At 46.1% G+C, this 18,923-nt stretch carries 22 protein-coding genes and 1 pseudogene; 8 read left to right on the forward strand and 15 right to left on the reverse strand.

Annotation, left to right across the window (positions count from 1 at the left end; genetic code table 11):
• Positions 1 to 373: 373 nt before the first annotated feature.
• Entirely contained in the window at positions 374 to 1,432 is a 1,059-nt protein-coding gene (locus Xhom_RS23345; RefSeq protein ID WP_099139949.1) for a tyrosine-type recombinase/integrase, read from the reverse strand.
• A 470-nt stretch (positions 1,433 to 1,902) separates the two neighbouring features.
• Between Xhom_RS23345 and Xhom_RS31700 the strand changes: the two genes are divergently transcribed.
• Both Xhom_RS31700 and Xhom_RS23355 read left to right on the forward strand, forming a co-directional pair.
• Positions 1,903 to 2,061, forward strand: a complete 159-nt coding sequence (locus Xhom_RS31700; protein WP_211287906.1) for a hypothetical protein — start codon at positions 1,903 to 1,905, stop codon at positions 2,059 to 2,061.
• 117 nt (positions 2,062 to 2,178) lie between these two features.
• On the forward strand, positions 2,179 to 3,144 hold the full coding sequence (locus Xhom_RS23355; RefSeq protein ID WP_099139951.1) for a hypothetical protein: 966 nt from the start codon (positions 2,179 to 2,181) through the stop codon (positions 3,142 to 3,144).
• On the opposite strand, the gene Xhom_RS23360 is transcribed toward Xhom_RS23355, so the two are convergent.
• Positions 3,117 to 4,640 carry a terminase gene (locus tag Xhom_RS23360; RefSeq protein ID WP_099139952.1) on the reverse strand — a complete coding sequence of 508 codons (1,524 nt, stop codon included), beginning with the start codon at positions 4,638 to 4,640 and terminating at the stop codon, positions 3,117 to 3,119. The two genes, Xhom_RS23355 and Xhom_RS23360, sit on opposite strands and share 28 nt — an antisense overlap.
• Before the next feature lie 5 nt (positions 4,641 to 4,645).
• Positions 4,646 to 5,815 carry a hypothetical protein gene (locus tag Xhom_RS23365; RefSeq protein ID WP_099139953.1) on the reverse strand — a complete coding sequence of 390 codons (1,170 nt, stop codon included), beginning with the start codon at positions 5,813 to 5,815 and terminating at the stop codon, positions 4,646 to 4,648.
• A gap of 258 nt (positions 5,816 to 6,073) precedes the next feature.
• Between Xhom_RS23365 and Xhom_RS23370 the strand changes: the two genes are divergently transcribed.
• Positions 6,074 to 7,279 (forward strand): AAA family ATPase, encoded by a 1,206-nt coding sequence (locus Xhom_RS23370; RefSeq protein ID WP_099139954.1) that lies wholly within the window; start codon positions 6,074 to 6,076, stop codon positions 7,277 to 7,279.
• The gene (locus Xhom_RS23375) at positions 7,276 to 8,259 is read left to right on the forward strand and encodes a ParB family protein (protein ID WP_099139955.1); all 984 of its coding nucleotides are present in this window, start codon (positions 7,276 to 7,278) and stop codon (positions 8,257 to 8,259) included. Before Xhom_RS23370 ends, Xhom_RS23375 begins: the two co-directional genes overlap by 4 nt.
• Positions 8,260 to 8,683: 424 nt before the next feature.
• Here the strand turns inward: Xhom_RS23375 and Xhom_RS23380 are convergent, their stop codons facing one another.
• Positions 8,684 to 9,079, reverse strand: a complete 396-nt coding sequence (locus Xhom_RS23380; protein WP_099139956.1) for a hypothetical protein — start codon at positions 9,077 to 9,079, stop codon at positions 8,684 to 8,686.
• Positions 9,080 to 9,613: 534 nt separating this feature from the next.
• Between Xhom_RS23380 and Xhom_RS23390 the strand changes: the two genes are divergently transcribed.
• Positions 9,614 to 10,183: a helix-turn-helix transcriptional regulator gene (locus tag Xhom_RS23390; protein WP_099139958.1), complete on the forward strand. Its 570-nt coding sequence runs from the start codon at positions 9,614 to 9,616 to the stop codon at positions 10,181 to 10,183.
• A gap of 141 nt (positions 10,184 to 10,324) precedes the next feature.
• Here Xhom_RS23390 and Xhom_RS23395 read toward each other — a convergent pair whose 3' ends face one another.
• The 8 genes from Xhom_RS23395 to Xhom_RS23430 all read right to left on the reverse strand — a co-directional run bounded on the left by Xhom_RS23395 (position 10,325) and on the right by Xhom_RS23430 (position 14,150).
• Positions 10,325 to 10,588: a hypothetical protein gene (locus Xhom_RS23395; RefSeq protein ID WP_099139959.1), complete on the reverse strand. Its 264-nt coding sequence runs from the start codon at positions 10,586 to 10,588 to the stop codon at positions 10,325 to 10,327.
• Between the two features lie 602 nt (positions 10,589 to 11,190).
• Complete coding sequence (locus tag Xhom_RS23400; protein WP_099139960.1) at positions 11,191 to 11,487, reverse strand: hypothetical protein; 297 nt, start codon at positions 11,485 to 11,487, stop codon at positions 11,191 to 11,193.
• Positions 11,480 to 12,049 carry a Thoeris anti-defense Tad2 family protein gene (locus Xhom_RS23405; protein ID WP_099139961.1) on the reverse strand — a complete coding sequence of 190 codons (570 nt, stop codon included), beginning with the start codon at positions 12,047 to 12,049 and terminating at the stop codon, positions 11,480 to 11,482. Before Xhom_RS23405 ends, Xhom_RS23400 begins: the two co-directional genes overlap by 8 nt.
• On the reverse strand, positions 12,036 to 12,641 hold the full coding sequence (locus tag Xhom_RS23410) for a VRR-NUC domain-containing protein (protein WP_099139962.1): 606 nt from the start codon (positions 12,639 to 12,641) through the stop codon (positions 12,036 to 12,038). The genes Xhom_RS23405 and Xhom_RS23410 overlap by 14 nt, the downstream gene beginning before the upstream one ends.
• Before the next feature lie 362 nt (positions 12,642 to 13,003).
• Positions 13,004 to 13,282, reverse strand: a complete 279-nt coding sequence (locus Xhom_RS23415; protein ID WP_099139963.1) for a hypothetical protein — start codon at positions 13,280 to 13,282, stop codon at positions 13,004 to 13,006.
• Positions 13,279 to 13,599 (reverse strand): hypothetical protein, encoded by a 321-nt coding sequence (locus Xhom_RS23420; RefSeq protein WP_099139964.1) that lies wholly within the window; start codon positions 13,597 to 13,599, stop codon positions 13,279 to 13,281. Before Xhom_RS23420 ends, Xhom_RS23415 begins: the two co-directional genes overlap by 4 nt.
• A 116-nt stretch (positions 13,600 to 13,715) precedes the next feature.
• Positions 13,716 to 13,934 (reverse strand): hypothetical protein, encoded by a 219-nt coding sequence (locus Xhom_RS23425; RefSeq protein WP_099139965.1) that lies wholly within the window; start codon positions 13,932 to 13,934, stop codon positions 13,716 to 13,718.
• A gap of 21 nt (positions 13,935 to 13,955) precedes the next feature.
• Positions 13,956 to 14,150 carry a hypothetical protein gene (locus tag Xhom_RS23430; protein ID WP_099139966.1) on the reverse strand — a complete coding sequence of 65 codons (195 nt, stop codon included), beginning with the start codon at positions 14,148 to 14,150 and terminating at the stop codon, positions 13,956 to 13,958.
• A gap of 73 nt (positions 14,151 to 14,223) precedes the next feature.
• On the opposite strand from Xhom_RS23430, the pseudogene Xhom_RS23435 reads away from it, so the two are divergent.
• Positions 14,224 to 14,878 (forward strand): annotated as a pseudogene (locus Xhom_RS23435) (IS6 family transposase).
• On the opposite strand, the gene Xhom_RS31705 reads toward Xhom_RS23435, so the two are convergent.
• From Xhom_RS31705 to Xhom_RS34790, 3 genes are all read right to left on the reverse strand, one after another.
• Entirely contained in the window at positions 14,819 to 15,040 is a 222-nt protein-coding gene (locus Xhom_RS31705) for a hypothetical protein (RefSeq protein ID WP_169928534.1), read from the reverse strand. The pseudogene Xhom_RS23435 and the gene Xhom_RS31705 sit on opposite strands and share 60 nt — an antisense overlap.
• A gap of 69 nt (positions 15,041 to 15,109) precedes the next feature.
• Positions 15,110 to 15,364 carry a cadherin repeat domain-containing protein gene (locus Xhom_RS23440; protein ID WP_099139967.1) on the reverse strand — a complete coding sequence of 85 codons (255 nt, stop codon included), beginning with the start codon at positions 15,362 to 15,364 and terminating at the stop codon, positions 15,110 to 15,112.
• Between the two features lies 1 nt (position 15,365).
• Complete coding sequence (locus Xhom_RS34790; RefSeq protein ID WP_211287907.1) at positions 15,366 to 15,983, reverse strand: RHS repeat-associated core domain-containing protein; 618 nt, start codon at positions 15,981 to 15,983, stop codon at positions 15,366 to 15,368.
• Between the two features lie 139 nt (positions 15,984 to 16,122).
• Here Xhom_RS34790 and Xhom_RS23450 point away from each other — a divergent pair, with 139 nt between their 5' ends.
• Both Xhom_RS23450 and Xhom_RS23455 read left to right on the forward strand, forming a co-directional pair.
• Positions 16,123 to 17,799, forward strand: coding sequence for a phage portal protein (locus tag Xhom_RS23450; RefSeq protein ID WP_099139968.1), 1,677 nt, complete (start codon positions 16,123 to 16,125; stop codon positions 17,797 to 17,799).
• Positions 17,800 to 17,831: 32 nt separating this feature from the next.
• The gene (locus Xhom_RS23455) at positions 17,832 to 18,863 is read left to right on the forward strand and encodes a head processing protein (protein WP_099139969.1); all 1,032 of its coding nucleotides are present in this window, start codon (positions 17,832 to 17,834) and stop codon (positions 18,861 to 18,863) included.
• The last annotated feature ends 60 nt before the right edge of the window (positions 18,864 to 18,923 follow it).

An 18,923-nucleotide genomic window follows, 5' to 3' on the forward strand; every position in this document is an offset into this window, starting at 1 on the left:
GCCTTAGCCGACCAGATAACATGCGTTGATTGGCGAGCCAGAAAGGTGACAAAGAAAGGTAAGATTAACTCTTCAGAACTGGAAGATATAAGAGCTAAGACAAAAGCGCTTATCGGATAATGGGGTTTTCACATAATTGTGACTCGAACCCCCTAGTCTTACCTCATGAAATCGACTTTTTGCCTAGATTTTTGACAGAATAGGGCACTGTATAAGTGCTAGTTGCTGAAGTTGTGGTGGGACTGAATTTAGGGTGACGGAAATTTCTGGGATTCCAGCTTACAACCCCTAGAAGAGAATCCCAAAAATCCAAGTGACTTTGCTACCTCAAGCCGCTATTCAATGTGGTGTTTCCCGCTCAATGCAATAGTAATTATTCATCGGTGCGCCCCTCCACCAAGTCAATCATGACGCTCTTTTTCGCCTCCAAGTTACGGATATAGCCCAACACGGTTTCCGGCTTTTTCCAGGTTCCCTCGTGCATGATCTGGGCGAGGCTGTAGCCCGATTCTGTCATGTCCTGCGCCGCCCCCACCCGCGCACTGTGGCCCGTCCATGTCGCATACCGGCCTTTGTTTTTCGCGCCCCTGTCCGCCCCGTGTACCACCGTCCAGGCGGCGGAAAATACCCGTGACAGATTAAAGGTATTTAACGGCTTATCGACCGTGACGACCGCCTTATACACGTTCTGCGACTTATTCACTTTACAGAAAACGTATGCGTCGGGATGCTCCGCCAAGCCGGACACGTCCAGCCATTGCAGCAAACGGACGGAGGCGCGGGGACTCAGCGCCTTGATGAATCCCTGTCCGTCCAGCACTGTCTTGGTGTAGCCGATGTTCAGCAGCACACTGCCGTCCGGACTGAGCGTCACATCCCGGACCCGAAGGCGCGCCAGATTGGACACCCGCAACAGGGTATTGTAGGCCACAAACAGGAAGGCCAGATCACGGACGGTTTTCAGCTGGCCGGACGCGTTCCATGCCGCATCGACCTGATTCAGATCGGCAATGCGAAAGGGGATCGCCTGTCCCTCCGTGTCGCCGTTAATGATGGCGACACGGTTGATTTTTTTTAACACCCGTTTCACCTTCTGGCTGTCACCGGCGGGGATTAACCCCGCCTGCCGGTGTAACAGGTTCAGCATGGCGGTATAATTGCTGATGGTGGTGGAGGCCAACCCGTTTTCATGCAGCTCCAGCAGGTAATCCCGCAGGGCGTCGGCCTCCACGGGCAGATAAGAATGCCCCTTGGCAATGCACCAGCGGCACCATTTGCGCACGACAATCAGGAACTGCCGCCATGTGGTGTCCGCAAAGGCGTCCTTGTCTTTCAGGAACGCATTGAGGTTGCGGATCACTTCCTCATTCAGATCCGCGTTATCCGGTATCAGGGTTACGTCACTCCCCAGCAACGCCAGTCCACCCGCCATAAAATTCCCCTTCTTTGGTGGCGCTACGTAAAATCTAACGGAATACACGGAGCAAATGCCCCAGATTTTACGCAGCGCCATATTAGTTATTAACGAAAACCGACCGTCTCAGAATCGTTCGGCCAGAGCAGGCCAAACCGATCTAATTGTTATTATCACGCCTGAAACTGTTCACGTGCGGGACGTATCCGCCCGCACCCCCCTACCCGATCTATTATAGCCATTAGAAAATAGAATAAGTACCATTATTCTATTTTCATCGGATTTCAGTTTTTAGCATAAAAAGCACGTTGATGAGAACAAGGCGTAATAAGAGAAATAAGAGGAATAAGAGGAATAAGCAATTTAATTACTCACAGATATAATCACGAAGATTTTTTATTTGGCTTGGGATTACTGCCTGGCCGTTTTTTTGACCCCACGGAAATATATACCCAATGGACATTACACGTTACACAACCGAACACATAATGAATATAGCAAATGAATTGAACCTCGATCCGCACGACAGTACGCTGCCTCACATTCTTTCCCGTCATATCTATACCCTGAGATATGCCACCCATGACGACGGTTCCCCCTGTGACTACCCAACCATCCTGATCCACTTGCTGAAAAGTTTGAAATAAGCCGGCCACCGGCCACTTTTAATGAGAAATGTCTAACTAATTTTTTATTACTTTTGTCAAACCTGATAAAGTTATAAATATGATGTGTGTAAAAGACGACCATTAGGAGTGAATTTCATGGATGCTTTCAGTGACCGCATTTTTGAAGAAAGGTATAAAGACTTTCTGAAAATCCGGAGTGAGTGGATGAAGATCGTCTTCAACCATGCAGTCTATGTTGATATCAATGCGCAGGGCAAGGCTTCCCGCCCTGTGGCGATACTGACCGATAAATCCTCCCTGAATCGGTCGGAAGAGTTACGGCTGGCATGGCAACAATTTGCGGAGTGGGCAGAACACAAGCGAATTGCCGGTCTGTCCTCTGTCCCCGTGCAAATATATTCCCCTGTGCCTGATATCCTCAAGGCAGTGAAAACGTTCACAATTGGCGGATTCGAGGCCACCAGCACCCAAAATTTTCTTCGTGAAGAAATTCTCAGAAAAATAGATAAAAAACTCAAACTGTTACACAAGACAAAAGACAAAAATTATTTTTACATCATTGACTTGGAACAGGATAAGAACATGATGGCCCAGTACCCAGAAGGAACACGGTTTCGCCGCCGCATAAGCGGTTACACCGATGTTGTGCTGGATATTGGCACTGACAAAAAATCAACCCAAAAATTAACGCGAAGGAAAAGCATTAAAAATCCTAAAGATGAGCGTTATCGGGTGGGGGCTCATGGCATTATTATTGACGGGAACAGCCTGAATGCCCCCGATGCCTACGATATCTACTGCGGCGAAAAACCGATTTCCCGCTACTTTGACCTGATCTCCCCAGTGCGGTGCTCTCTGTTTACCGGTGGCTCGTTATATCTCATCGCTGATATTGAACGCGCCAAAGCCGCCCGCCAAATCACGGCGGCCAGTCTCGCCAAAACAAATCCGATCCCCCGTAAAAAAAGTGATCCAACACAAAAAGAACAACAACGCCTGCACCGGATCGCGCAAGAAAAACAGAAAGCGCAACAGTATGTGCAACAAAAAACGACGGACTGGCTTTCGTCAGTTCAGGCAACTGACGAGCAATCATCATAATCATCAAGGTACTTCATCGCGTCAGAACGGGTAGCGGCCTCTTCAAAACCGACGTCTTCATAAGCCGGAACAAAATCACACAACATCCCAAAACAAAATGTATCCCATCTATCCGGAGAGCGAAGATTGAGCTTCGCTCTCATCGTTTCTTTTTTCATGATAACCCAGCGCCCGTTCTCATCAATCTTGACCGGAATTTTAGAAGCCTGCTCTGCGGTCTTGGGGCTTTTATCCGGTCGCATTCTGCCGCTGCGGATGGCCCGTTGTGCGGCAATATTGGCGTAAGCGCGCTGATTGATGTACCGGTTACGATCATATTTGCTGAACATCGGCTTACCCCAGCGGATACGCTGAACATCGCGGCCACGACGCTCCAAGATACTCGCCGTATCAGAACCCACCCCATCACTGTCCACCACGAGGCTGATATTGGAATACACGGCCGGATCACACTCCAGATGGATGAATTCACCAAACTCCACCGGATCACAGGTACCGTCCATTTCAATTATTTTGTAATTTACCAACCGGCGTTTATCGCCACGGGAACCCGATACTTTACAGATATTCAGAATGGACTTATCGCGCCCATTACCAACGTCACACAAGGCTACCCAGCCCCAGCCCTGCTCAAGGTACACTTTGCGCCTTGCCGCCCTGTCGTATTCATCCCGCCCCAATAAATACCCTGTGACCGATGTCGGAAACTCGCCTAATACCTTGATTTGGTATTCTACGCTGTCGCGGCCACCGTATTCCGCCAGCTTCATTTTAATAAATTCCGGTTCAACCAGCGGCGATTCCTCTGAATTGAGCGTGATCGCCACATACAGGCCATTGGGGTTATCAGGATGCCTGGCGAGGCTGTGATGGGTATCGTAGAAATACCCGCTGGGGCGCGTCGGCTGGGACAGTAACAGGATACGGTTATCTTTCTGTGTTAACGCACCGGTGATGATACCAAAGGCTTTATCTGACACCCCTGATGCCTCATCGATAATGTAAAACAGGTATTCGGCATGTTCACCGGCCAGTGCTTCTTCGTTACCCAAACGGAAGCCCTTGGGGATGACCGTCCAGACGCCTTTCCCCCCCACTGCGTAAAATGCGGTATCAGTCAGAACAAAGTAATTTTGCAGCCACGGGAAGCGTCGGACACATTCATGCCAGTTCACCTTCAGGTACTTAAATATTCCCGTCATCACCTGCTGGATTTTGTTCGCAATGATGATCACACGGGCGTTAGGGTGGAACAGGATAAAACACAGGATCATGATACTGGTCATGTCCGATTTGCCCGTTCCGTGGCCGGAAGTGACACTGGTTTTACTGCCGCATTCCTGTACGGATTCAAGGATCAGGTCTTGTTGCCAAGTGGGGGGTTTACCGAAAAGATGGACAGCAGCCAGTCCCCAGTCGTAACGGTATTGAATGACCATATCCCGCCAACGGGGATCACTGACAACACTGCGTTGTTTTTTACGTCCGGATGCCATGAGCCTCAGTCCTCATCATCGTAGATATCGTGAGTGGCCTCATAGTCATAATCCGGCTCGTCTTCTAACGTTTCCAGCAATTCGCCTTCGCGCCCCTCGCCCAGATTATCGATATCCCCATAGCCGCCTTTATCGACAATCTCATCAACCAGCTGGCGCTTTCCGGCAATATAGGCATCTCGTCCGGCCTGCGTCTCCCGATACGCTCTGGCCTGTCTGTCCAGTTCATCCTGATCAATCCCCCCATTATCAACCTCATCGCCCTGATCCTGTTTGAGGTCATGGCGCAATTTATCCAAGAGGGCGGGGGGCACTTTACCGCCATTGGACTCGATATAAACCGCCGTTTGCATGGCGTCCCAGTCCTGTTCCTGCTGAAGGTGATAGGCGTTGGCGATGACAACCGTTTCCCCCATTTTGACCGCGTGTTTTTCCTCTTCACGGCGATTCCTCAGTAATCCCTGTTTCATTGATGTCATGGTGCGCATGAAATCGGTCATGGCATACGAACAGTCGTTCAGCATCTTGAGCTGCTTAAACACCGGATGCAGGGCACCGTCATCGCCAGTGTCAAAGTCCGATTCCTGTTTCTGAAGCTCTTCGATGGATCGATCCCGTATGCGTTCCACGAGTTCAAAATGCGCCAATGCCCGCCGCATCAAATCCACTTCCAACACGTCCAGATAGCCTGTGTCCATCAAGGTATCGGCCTTGTTTAAATCGATGCTTCTGGGGGTTGCATACCGGCCATGTTTCATGGACGTTTCATTGCCCGCGGTCAACCGGCGACCTTCCCCCCGTGGCAATTTTTGATGCGCCATGATCGCCATCGGCGAAATGATCATTTTCGCGTTTTGGTGTTTGGCGCGATTGGCCTGCTGAGGGTGATCATCGGTGTCTGTGTGTCCCTGTCGCTTACCTTGCTTGACACCAGTGTTGGCGGGGATTTTCTGCTTTTTCCCCTGTGCTTTTTTGGGGGCACTTTTGGCAAGACAATGATCATCTTTCGAAATGTGATCATGCTTTTGATCATCTGACGGTAGGAAACTGGCAGCACGTAAATAGCGCCGTGCGGTATTCGGGTTCAGGTGGTAATGTTCGGCATATTCACGGATGCTGATCCCTTTCTCAGCGCGTAGTCTATTGAAATTAGATACGTGTTCCTGCCAGTTCATCCCTATCAACCAAAGTAAATACTCAATGCCGCCGATGATACACAAGCCTTAACATGTTTGATTAAGGTAATTTAATCCCGAATCCTCACAAAGAATGGTGGATATTTATTTCCTGTTTGTTTCCTATTTGGGAAACAATTATTACGCAGACTCAACCTGTAGGCCAAATTTTGAATTTTCATTTACTGTTATCTAAATTATCACCATGTACCTAAAATTCTGCTATAGTTCAAAAAAACGATAACATAAGGTGAATCCATGTCCGATAATTTTGACAAATTGCTCGAAACCGGAAATCGTGCAAACGTTATGCTTAAATGGCTAACAGAACAGATCCAGTCAAAGCGTGAAGAGTTTGAACAAACCGAGTTTTATAAGACCTATTCAAAGTCTGCTGTTTCTAAACTTCCACATCTAAGCAAACGTGCTGTTGATACCGCAGTCGAAGAAATGGAGGCTGCGGGATATGTGTTTAATAAACGTCATGGGGGAACTTCTACGCAGTTCGCTATGACCCTACAGAACATTATTGATATCTACGCTCACCGTGGCATTAAAACGTACCGTGAGAAACGTGGAAAGGCCTTCGTTATTTTCGTCGTGAATTTAAAAGGCGGCGTGTCCAAGACGGTATCGACTGTCACAATGGCACACGGTATGCGTGCGCATCCCTCCTTACTACATGAAGATCTGCGGATTTTGGTTATCGACCTTGACCCGCAGGCATCTTCAACGATGTTCCTTAACCATTCCCACAGCATCGGTCTTGTCAATAACTCCAGCGCACAGGCTATGTTAAGCAAAGACCTTACCCGTGAAGAAATTCTTGAAGAGTTTGTTCAACCTTCTATTGTGCCGGGCGTGGATGTTATCCCTGCCTCCCTTGAAGATGGTTTTATCGCTTCACGCTGGACTCAATTGTGTAATGATCACCTGCCGGATATGAACGAAAATAATGTTCTCCGCGAAAATATCATCGACAAAATCAGTGGCGACTACGATTTTATTTTTATCGATACCGGCCCGCACCTCGACCCATTCCTGATCAACTCACTAGCAGCCAGTGATATGCTGATGACTCCGGTTCCACCGCCACAAGTAGATTTTCACTCGACGTTAAAATACCTAACCCGTTTGCCGGAGTTGGTGCAGCTTATTGAAGATTCCGGCCTTCAAAGCAACATCATTGCTAACGTTGGGTTCATGTCAAAAGTCATTAATAAACCCGACCACAAACAAACACACAGCTATGCCAAAGACGTGTTTGGTGGCGATATGCTTGATGCTGTTCTTCCCCGACTAGAAGGTTACGAGCGCTGCGGAGAGTCCTTTGATACGGTCATAAGTGCAAATCCACAATCTTACGCAGGTAGCCCTGATGCACTACGTAGTGCAAAAACCTCAGCAGAAGATTTTTCCCGCGCAATTTTCGACCGCATTGAGCTTCTGAGGAGTGCTGTATGACACAAAAAACCGAAAGGCCGATCATTGGTCGCACCTTTAGTGAATCACCATTAGCTGGTAAATCATTCGTTTCATCTGTGGAAACCAGTCAGCGCTTCACACTTGCATCCGGCCACAAGGTTATGTTTCACATAGAGACTATTCCGGCTGAACAGATTGCTACTCGCACTTACGTAGATCAAACCATTAACGGACGTGATCAAAATGCTCTCAGCCCGGAATCTTTGGAAGATATAACACGTACTCTACCTTTACAGCAGTTTTTCCCCCTTATTGGTCGCGAGGTTAATGGACGCATCGAAATTCTGGATGGATCACGCCGTCGCGCCGCAGCGCTTATCTGCAATGTCGGCCTTCGAGTTATGTTCACCCGCAGTGAAATATCCCCGGAAGATGCCCGCCAGCTTGCAGCCGATATTCAGACTGCCAAAGAGCATAATATCCGCGAGGTCGGTATCCGCTTGCTTGCTCTGCGTGAGAGTGGTATGAGTCAGAAGGAGATCGCTGAGTCCACGCGTATTTCCCCGACGAAAGTTACGCGAGCAATTCAGGCTGCTTCTGTCCCTGATGAATTACTGTCTGTTTTTCCTATCCAATCAGAGCTGACTTATCCTGACTATAAGAAACTGTTCACTGTAGCAGAGATTGCCGGTAAAAAAGACTCATCGCTTAAAGAACTAGTAGCCGATGTTGCGAAAGAGGTGGAAGCCTTACACTCAGAACAGAAGCTGATCCCGGAAGATTTCAAAAACGAGGTCATTAAACTTTTTGATAAATCGATTTCGAAACTGACAGCAAAACCTATGACTAATAAGCCAGTAACAGAAGCCCTCAGAACGTTCGATGATCGCCGCGTTTATGCACGAAAAAAAACCAACGCGAAAGAAAGAAAAGTTTCTTACGAGTTTAGCCGGATCAGCAAAGACGTACAGGACAAAATTGATGAGGCTATTCGAACTATCATTGAGCAGTACGAGTAAGTCCTTGTAAGGCCCAGCCAGTCTGGGCTTTTTTATGCCTGTATTTCGTGAATTACACCCCCTCAATGACCCACGCCAATTTAACCAATAACTATATGATTATAATATATTATTTATGATAATTTCGGGGCGAAATCCCGCTATTTTTATCTTCATAGTTCTGGCTGGTGGTACTATCACATATTATCGTCGTAAAAACAGTTAATACTGGCTGCAAAAGCGTGGTCCCGCGCAAGTTCGCATAGCCAGATCATTTACGACTGGCATTAGACAACAATATTCTACCATTAGCGCTGAACGTTCAGAGGGAATACAATAAACCCATTCCTTTTTTCCTTTAGCATCGTTCCACAACAGCTATATATTCCGCTAGCATTAAATCAAAAATCAGTGATTGGGATACGATCGCCACCTCTGTATGGAGCTAAAAAGTAGTATCTATCCTCCTTTTTCGGATTAGGTCATCCCACATATGACATAACAAGGCCGCATTCTTTGCAGCTTTTTTTTCATCCTCCCTCACACCACCAGCGGGAATAACCGTTTTTGAGAAATCAATGGTCATGCCATGACGCGGCTTAAAATGCGCCTGTGTGATGTGTTTCATTTCAAACGTTCTTGGCCGGACGCTGGTGTCCATGAGGCAAATGATATTTTTGGAGGCGCAAAACACATTCAGGCGGGCATAAACAAAATCTTTGTCTATCTCAACGCTGGGATGATAACGGCGAATGGCATTCATCACCTCTTTGGCAGTCAGAGGGCGGTTTTCTCTCAGTAGCACATCAGCCAGATGAATATTGGAGATTTTTTCCTTCACGCTCTTTTCCAAGAAAATGCTAAATGGTTTTTTATCTTACCTAAAAAGCCAGAAATATAAATAAATATCCATAAATTACAATAAGTTAATAATAAAATATGCAGTAATTATATGAAGATAAAAAAGGAATAATTATTAAAGATCGGTAACAATAGTTGACACAATAGATATTAATGGTTACTATAATTACCAGTTGGTTGATGGGATTAGTCAACCGTGTTCTTTAACAAAGTGAGACTTAAAAGGAGTATTTTGTATCTCGTACCATAAAAACAAAGAGATTAATGCGGCGGTTTCATATGCCGTGTCTCAAGGCTGGATCTATATCAAACGTACTGGAAAAGGCCATGCTGTAGGGATTTTACGCTGTGGCAGCGAAGATAAATGCCACCAAAGATCAGTTTGGGGGACACCTGATAGCCCCCAAAACCACGCAAAAGACATTATCTCATTGGTAGATAAGTGCAAATAATATCAAGGCCGTCAATCGGCGGCCTTTTTATGAGTCTCACCTCTCAATGATAGGAAAATAGAATGAGAGAATACGATTTTAGTATCGTGGTAGGCGGAAAGAAAATCACTACCGATGATGATTTATTTGATATATCAGACGCACTGTATGAGGCGGGATGCAGTGATTCGCACCCTGCTGCATATAATGGCACTTTGTACATTAACTTCACACGAAAAAGTGACAGTTATGCTCAAGCTGTGGCATCTGCTATAGCGAATATTGAATCAATCTCTGGTTTAAGGTGTTTATCGGTAGATATGGGTGATGTTGTCAGTTTAAGTGATGCCGCTGAACTGTCAGGAACAACAAAGGCTACTTTATCTCGCTATAGCAAAGGAAGCCGTGGAGCAGGGGATTTCCCGACACCTATCCTCCGTATAGACAGTAATCGCCCGTTATGGTCTTGGAGTGATATTGCTGAATGGCTGGCAAAAAACAACCTTATTGACAATGAGCTGGTGGAACAGGCGCGCATTACCGGTGCCATTAACACAGCGCTATCAATTCGCAACAATAATTCAATGGATGCCGTTTTTCAATTCCTGTACGCTCTGAAAGGCAGTAATAACCACACTATGCTCTCTATGTAGTTAACAATCTTTCTTAAAAATATCAGTCTCACTCACTTTTCGGCCATCTCAATGATGGCCTTTTTTTGACTGCATTATCAAAAGAATCAAAAAAGGCCGCATCAAGCGGCTCCGGTACTACAAAGCGGGTGTCACGGCCTGTCATGTCCTCTGATATGAGGCTGTAAATGTGGGGTTATACTCTTGCATTATTCTGAATACACCAAGATATTTTCCATCAGCAAACACCACGATATCAAGCGGCCAGTAGGCTTCCCATCCATCATGATTATCGTGATAATCCTTCGCGCACATCTCCGCCAAATGCTTAGGGGATGAAATAGCCCGTTTGTCATCTTTCAGAGCATAGCGATCTGTCAGGCCATCAAAATTATTTTCGCTGATTATTGCATATTCTATTGTCATTCGACTTTCCACAGAAAAAGGACGGCCACCAGATCAATTACAAAGGTCTGGTGCCGCCAGGGGTGTAGAAATGGGGGCGCCCAACTAATTCGCTGAACGAACAGAAAAGAGATCAGTATTTATACATCCGGTCATCACAATTAAAAGTATCCGTTCATCACTACCGGAGTGAATGCCACAGACGACGCAAAATGCCTTTATCGTGATGCCGATGTGCGGTTCGGTGCTTCGCCAGGCGTTTTACTGTATCGCGGGAGCCTTTCACATTGCAGAGTAATTGTTTCTGGCGTTGGTAACTGCTATGAATTTGCTTGATTTGTTGCTGAATATTCAGTTGGTGTCATCTTTCTTCATTCCATTGTTTTTCTGTCATTTTTCCCAAAAAACTCACCCCTATCACCGCTGAATTGGCGCAGACGCCAAGACTTGTTTGCGCTTCTAACAGTCTAAGATGGGTCATCCTTGGTGTCGGATGTTTCACAATTACAGATTGTGTCTCCAGCCCTGATTGGCCGAATGAGACATTGAAAAAGTAGAATTTCTTTGCCATTTTTTATAATAAAGTTCTAAATGATAATTTATTTAAACCGTAGAGGAAATTATCACAATAACAACTGGCGCTTATCAACCGTGATTTTTTTTCCCAGTGCATAGGCGTAGTGGTATTCGGCCACACACACCGGATCTCGTTCGAAATCTTTCGGGAACCACACTTCATTAGCCAATACCAGCATACATACCCGCGTCACTAGCGATTCTAAGCAGGCACCAACACCGTAAAAAGAGCCTGGATTACTGACCGAATATCCGGCGTTTTGATAGCTCTCTTCAATAAACACTAAGGTTATTTCATAAACGGGCATATTCAGCGGGACGGAAAGATAAACTTTGCTATGCACGGTATATTGCCCAGTTTTCTGCCAGCTGATCCTGAACAGACGGATTCCACGTAATAGAGATACCTTCAGGGGCTACAAATAAGAACGTACGTTCACTTCCTTTTTGCTTATCACAGTGCAGCATCACACGCCCACCAGCCCAATTGCTGCGATAGACGCTAAAATCACGCCTAATCATGAGGTTCAATGCTGACGGGTAATTCATTAATCTGACATCAGGGGCGCTTACCTGCGTTTCCGCTGGTGTATCTTGGTGTGCATCAGCGAAAATATGACTGATAATGGATTTCTGTTTTTTTGATAGGCGATGTTCATAATCAGAAGTTGCCCTGCGGATCATCTCCCATAAATTTTTCACTCCACCTACAGCGTAATGAAGCGCGGCTTTATTAGTATTTGCGTATTTATATAATTGGATTGCTTTTACCTTTCGGCCTTTGCTTTTAATATGTAACTCAATCAGGCAGACCATACAGTACGCAATTTTTTGCTTAGTGGCATCACGCTTAATGGCCGATTTCTCCAGTAACCATTCATAGAAAAGGTCTTCATTGAATTTCATAACGCCCCCCCTTCCAAAGATGATCATTTTTATGGACAGGGAGCGATTCCCCAGATTCTAAACACCAATATTGTGTAACGGTCTCGATTGCCTCGTGTTCACCGTAGACAACCGCACAGTAAAATCCATCCTCAGATAACATATTCAGCCATTGCTTTTGATCTTCAGACGGTTTATTGGCCCCATGTTTAAACTCCAAGCGCATACCGTGGTAACACCCTTTTGCTAAATCTAACGAAACATCGGGATAGCCTTTGCGTTGCCCTTCCGCCCTAAGATGCTCGCCTGTCTTTTTGTGCCGCAATCCCCCGTTAGGCGTCGAATGCAAACGTTTGTAGAGGTCGGGAGCATTAACCTCACAATGATGGAAAAAACGCACCTGCGAGTAATGTTCGTGGTTGCCTTTCAGTAATTCAGGTTTTTTTGACAACCGTTCTAAGGCGACTGCATGAGGGGAACGTGCCTTGTTGTTGGGCTTACCCCAACTGATAGCGACATCATATATGACGGACTTTTTACCCTTAGTGAGTTGCCCTTTTTTCTTCGTCCTTTCGCAGTAATCGCTATACCATTTTTCAGAAGCCCTAAGCATTCTCACTCCAACAACATTATCTCAATGCTAATCAGTTTATTATTTGTTAGCGGTGAAGCGATCTATCCGCTGAACAGGATAGAGATCATAGATTTTTGAGAGGATCAAATTCCCTTTTCTGCGTGATAAATCGTCAAATCAAAAAAATTGCGGGCTATGTGGTGTGTTTTATATGACAGCAACCTTAATTATTCATATTTTGAGTAGCGACGTGCCAATAGATGAATAACTCACTGATAAAATAGGTTATTTTAATGCCATTAAAAATCATAATCTTAAAAAAGTCTAAATTATTTTTTATTTTAAAATTAGATTTTAACTCTTTTTTTTCAAACTTCAATGATAATCTCTAACTTTTTCAACTAACTTGGAGTAAATTTAGTGCTTTTTTCCAGACGAGCGATATTGAAAGCAAGCAGCGTATCCCACTCGCTCATTTCACATTCCCTTACTCGTTCAATCTTGTTCCCATTAGAAGGACGGACAATCCAGCACCATCGACTATCGTGCTGCTTATCTTTCAGCTCGAAGACCTTAAGAAGGCGGTTGAAATTCAGAAGATATCCGCGTTTCCCAGCCAGATCTTCCAGCTCACTTTTCGTGTAATACCTTTTCTCACTGGTGCTCTGATTATGGATCACAGTCTCCCCCTCCGTTGAATCAGCATTTCCATATCCTCATCGTTGCTGAACCACAGATAGGGGTCAGTATCATCGGACTCATCGTTAACAGCGAGGATATGATCAGCGGAATAAACAACGCCATTCTCAAAGCGTTCACTCAAATAAAGGGGGGCGATCACCACGCCCCAAAAGAGCGATACAATTTGGATTCTGCCTTTAATCGGGCAATAAAATTCGTGAGGTAGAATGTGACATACTTTTGTACCGGTAGCCTCTGTCAGTAGGGTTTCCAGATAGGATTCTGGGGGCTGAATAGTGTCAATTAATGTCGTCATTGATTTACATGCGCCCCAAGCAGAACGCAGCTCCAAAAGTAATTATTCATGTCGTTGAATGACCGATAAAATATCATCAAGTGCGTACTCTTTCGATATGATCCACCAGCTACCAGCTAACTCGTCACTCGGATTACAGCCATTATATATTTCGCGGGGAAATCCGCTTTCAAATCGTCTTTTGCCTCAAATAACGCACCGTCTTTGCCCCTGATATAGTTAAAGCAGTAACATTCATCGGGGGAATAGTCATAACGGTTAGCGCCTTTACCCCCGCGAAGATGACTGCTGTTGGTTTTCACAATGATATTGTTTCCCAACTGGGCGATACACATTTTTTGGGCTTCTTGTTCTATTCAGGATTTTTCTGCGGTGGTTTTATCCACACCCTCCTGAGAGATAAGGCCAGCTTTCACCTTTATTTTATACCAGAATCCGTTCTCATAAAGTGACAGCCTGCAATGCTGATTAATCAATGCAACCACATCATTACGCCGCTGAAAATCCAAGAAAAGCGATTCAGTAATCTCATGTTCTTCAGCAAAGCCCAAAGCGATAGCATCCGCAAACGGGTAGCAAAATCCTTACTGTAAACTCCCCTTCTTTTTGAGCAAATCAAGAACGATGTCCCTGATCCGAAACGCGTTTAAACGCCTCCATTATCCCATCGATATCATTGCCCTATGTGTTCGCTGGTATCTTGCTTATGCGCTGAGTCTGCGTAATTTGGAAGAAATAATGACAGAACGGAGGATCTTCGTCGACCACGCAAAAAGCCCGTTGGTTCCCGGTGGCGGATGGATGAAACCGATATCAAAGTGAAAGGTCAGTGGAAATACCTTTACCGGGTGGTTGATACTGATGGTCAGACGATTGACTTTTTGCTGACAGCTCGCCGCGATGCAACGGCAGCCCTGCGTTTTTTCCGTAAAGCGATACGCCAGCACTGCAGACCCGCCATCGTGACCCTTGATAAAAGTGGGGCCAATACCGCCACGCTCACCCTCCTCAATGCGGAAAATCGCCTCAGCAGGTGATTGAAATCCGGCAAAACAAATACCTGAATAACCTCATTGAGCAAGACCATCGCCATGTCAAACGTCGGATAAGCCCGATGCTGGGATTGAAATCGTTCCGACGGGCACAAACGTTGCTGATGGGGATAGAGTTAGTCATCATGCTGTGTAAAAGACTATGTCTTCAAAATGAAGGCGAGAATTTATCGCCCACAGAGCCGTCTTTTTGCAATAGCGGAAAATTGCTCAAACGTGAGGCTTAACATCCTTTCCGGCGTCGATAGGCGATCTGATAATTCGTCATACATTGTGACGCCGTAACGGTCTGGGTTCAGTTTCGTGGTCTTTGCACCAGAATCGTAAACCAAGCGGCCTGATTCCATCTGATACCAGCTACCATTGATAAACCGCTCTCCCTCCACCATTAGTGAGAAAGCCAGTTACATAAGGTTCAATGCATCTCAGTCTATCTGCAATTCAAACTAAAGCGTTTGTTATGATGCCCACATTGTCTCATCTGGAAGAACCCCATCTTTCCAGTGCTTAAATATCTTATATGAAGCCCTTTGGTAAAAGTATTTTTTTTCATCATAATCAGCAGATTTGATTAATGTGATTTCACCGTTTTCCTTATTTATTTCAAAAATGCCGTGTTCTTTTTCGGTGTCCATAAATTCACTAGCCGTAAAACTATAACGAGCGAAATTTTCATTTTCTTCTTTTTTGAAGATCAATATACAAAATGCCATATTAAGGTTTCCAATCTCTTCCTGATTTTACTGCTGCAATATGAGACGTTATGTAGTCTGTTGAAAATATTCTTTCGAATCTAGATTCAAAATATTCATGTCTTAACAACTCAATATCAGATTTTACAAAATCGCCTTTCTTCAAACGTTCCCAAGCGTTGACCATCTCAGGATCAGCATCAAATCGGCCTTTTCCATAACCTAATTCATGTTCTCTGAAAAATACATGGTCTTTTATCCGAGCAATTATGAATTCTTTCCATCCTGTATTTTTCACAATGGTAGAGATATCCGTGTAATCAGCCCTAATTTTATCGTAGAACTTTTCAGCTTTTTCCCATCCAATTGCGCTATCTGGATTTAGAACTTGTCTAGCTCCAGTTTGTTTGATGGAAAAATTCTCTTTAGTGACGTTCCCCCCAGCAGCCCAATCGGGTCTGGGGTCTAACGTCAGATACTGCCTTGTACCCCGAACATAGTGCCGAAAACGGTTGTAGTATAAACCAATTTCATCATCTTCGGCTTGTTTCCTCCTGACCCCTTCTGTTTTTGTAATGCCAAATACTACCGGAGATCTTGTCAATGAGGCAGAACGGATAACCATAATCAGTTCAGCCATACTGGTCACGCCTAAAAACAACGATGTATCACTCTGTGTGGAGGTTAATTTATCGACCAAGGTTCACGTCCCGAAATAAAGGTTCATTAGAATTGGCGATTCTAGTAAACCTTTAATTTATGACTGGCGGGTAATAACAGTGAAATCCAAAACGTCGTGGTCGCCAATAGACATTCTACGCAAGTTACTTCCCGCGCATTCTGAGCGTGATGACTTGCATGGCGTCCCTATCGCAGGCAGTAATGGCGCTATCGTTTCTCGTTCTGGGATGGCGCTCTATCAAAATAAAAATGACGATACCGATGTTTTCACCTCCACCGGTGACGAAATCAAGGCCAGCGCTCAACTTCCTGAAGAACGGTTGTCCAAATATGCTCTTCTCAGCATGATGGCAAAATCGCCTACCGTGGCGGCAGCGCTGAACATCCATATTTCCAATGCACTGAGCATGGATAAAAAATCCCGCGCCATCATCACGATTGAACCCAAAGACACCGCTGATAAAGCACTCAGTGCCCGTTGTAAAGAACTGCAAGGCGATCTGGGGACGTTAATCAATGCCAACCTGCCGAATTGGGCGCGCATCATGACGGTGTTTGGCACGTCTTATATCCGCCCCTATGCGGAAAAAGGGAAAGGCATCATTACCCTGGAAAGTGATTACCATACCCTGCCCCATTTTGTTCAGGAATTTGTGCGCGGCGGTCAGCTGGCCGGATTCACCGGCGAGTTTTTACTCCATCCGGAGACGTATCAGCGCGTGATGGCGCAACCGTGGGATCTCATCGCCATGAAACTCCCGACGTGGGTACCCAGTTATGACCATCGACCGATTATTTATGGTAGCAAAGGGTTCAGCCTGCTGGCTTCCATCGATGAATCCCCGTTAAGAGAAACCCAAAATTACGGGGCCAGCTTTCTCGAACATGCCTATGAAGCCTTTGTGAATCTGTGTGATGCCCTGAAAGCACTGAAAGCCACCCGAAATAACGCGGCCAAAATTGACCGCCTGGTTGCCCTGACCACCAATACCCTGGATCCGGTACAGGCTGCCAGTTACACCCGCGCCGTGACACAGGGATTAAAACGCAACGCGGTCGAAATCCAGCGCCGCATGATGAACGGAAACGCCCTGCCTACCGTCATGAACCATGTGATCCCCGTGATGAGTGACGGAAAAGGCGGCATTGTGATTGATACCCAAACCATACCGGCCGATATCAACGGCATAGAAGATGTCATGTTTCACTTGCGCCAGCTGGCCGCCTCACTGGGTATCGATGCCACCATGCTGGGCTGGGCGGATCAGATGAGTGGCGGACTGGGGGAAGGGGGCTGGCAACAAACCTCAAGCAGTGCGGCAGAGCGCAGTGACTGGATACGACACGGGTGTACCGAGGCCATCTATCGCATCATTGATATTCACTGTGCCTACAAATACGGCAAGGTTTTTCCGCCCAATGACCGCCCCTACCAGATCACCTTTAATTCCCTGAATACGGCCATTCAGGAACAGCGCAACCGCGAACTGGATAGCCGAGCCAACTACTCCGCGCAGGTGGTGACGGTAATCGATGCCCTGCTCAACAATCCGAAAATGAGTGGTTCGGACACCTTCATGCAGTACACCCTGGCCGACACAATGGAGATTGATCCCGATACCGCGCAGGCCATGATTAAAGAATTCAAAGCCACTCCGGAGGCTAAAGAGGACAACGACATGATGGAGTCAGCCCCACTCACCGGAGCCGGACTCGATATCGAGTCCATGAGCCATGAAGAACTGAAAACGCTTTTCAAATTTATAACCCACTAAATCCCCTTCATGCCGATTTTTAAGGAAAAAATATGAGTAAGTTATTGACCGTCACTGATCGTTTTTCGGTGATTGACAACATTCGAAAACATACCCCGCAAAATGCCCGAAACTATGTGCTCAGTTCCGTGAAAGCGTCACTGGAAAGTGACGAAGTAAAAGAACGGATGGCATTAGGGGAACTGTTCGGCTTTTATGGCCACAGTCGTCGTGAGGAACATTATAAACGCACGGGAGAGCTACGCTTGCCTGAAACCAGTATTATTATGATTGATGGTAAACCCGTCGTTATCGACAATGTACCGTCCAACCGCACGGTCGCCGTCAGTATCGATGATGCCGGTATTGTGAGCCATACTCAGGAAATTTTAGATAACGATAGTGGGCGCATTGTTCAAGGGATGGAACGCTCACGCGCGGGGGGCTGGAGTTGGGTAACAGGCGGGTCAGACAGTCCCTGGAAATCGGTTGTACGCCGTTTTTATGGCTTCGATTATGTTACGACACCCAACTACATCAGCCTTGACCGTGAAATTATGATGTCGGAATCCGTTTCAGACAGACAAAGCCATATTGTCCGGACGTTCGTTAACGCCGGATTCACCGAAAGCGCCGCCATTGACCTCTCCGCGCATTTTGAAAAAATGCGTGAGCACGACATGATGATCGAGTCAGTCAATCGCGCCCAGACCGCTGAGGGCGAGTTATTAGTGTTATCCGGCCATTTAATGGAACTCAACCAAAAAATCGAGTCGCAAGATGCGATGCTTGAGGCGGTACAGCGTCAAGAGACGCTGCGCAGACGTTACCTCCAATCAGCCATCGATAAGCTGCCGGTGTTCCTTTCTGAGGAACAAAAAAAGGCGATGTTACGCATGGAAACGGAAGATGATTTACAGCGGGTTGAAGCTATTTTCGAATCAGTCGGCAAAGTTGATTTCGGGCGGCTGCCATTAGGTCGAATGAGCGACTATCAGCCTGCTCCACATAAACGATCTTCAACACCACTCAACCAAGCGCCTATTTTCTCATTGAAAACACACAAGCCGCCAAAATTCAGCTAAAAGATCGCATAAACCTCGCCTAATCTAGGCGGAGCGAGGGGTATAGACTTTCATCTCTGT

The organism is Xenorhabdus hominickii (genome assembly GCF_002632725.1).
Taxonomy (GTDB): Bacteria; Pseudomonadota; Gammaproteobacteria; order Enterobacterales; family Enterobacteriaceae; genus Xenorhabdus; species Xenorhabdus hominickii.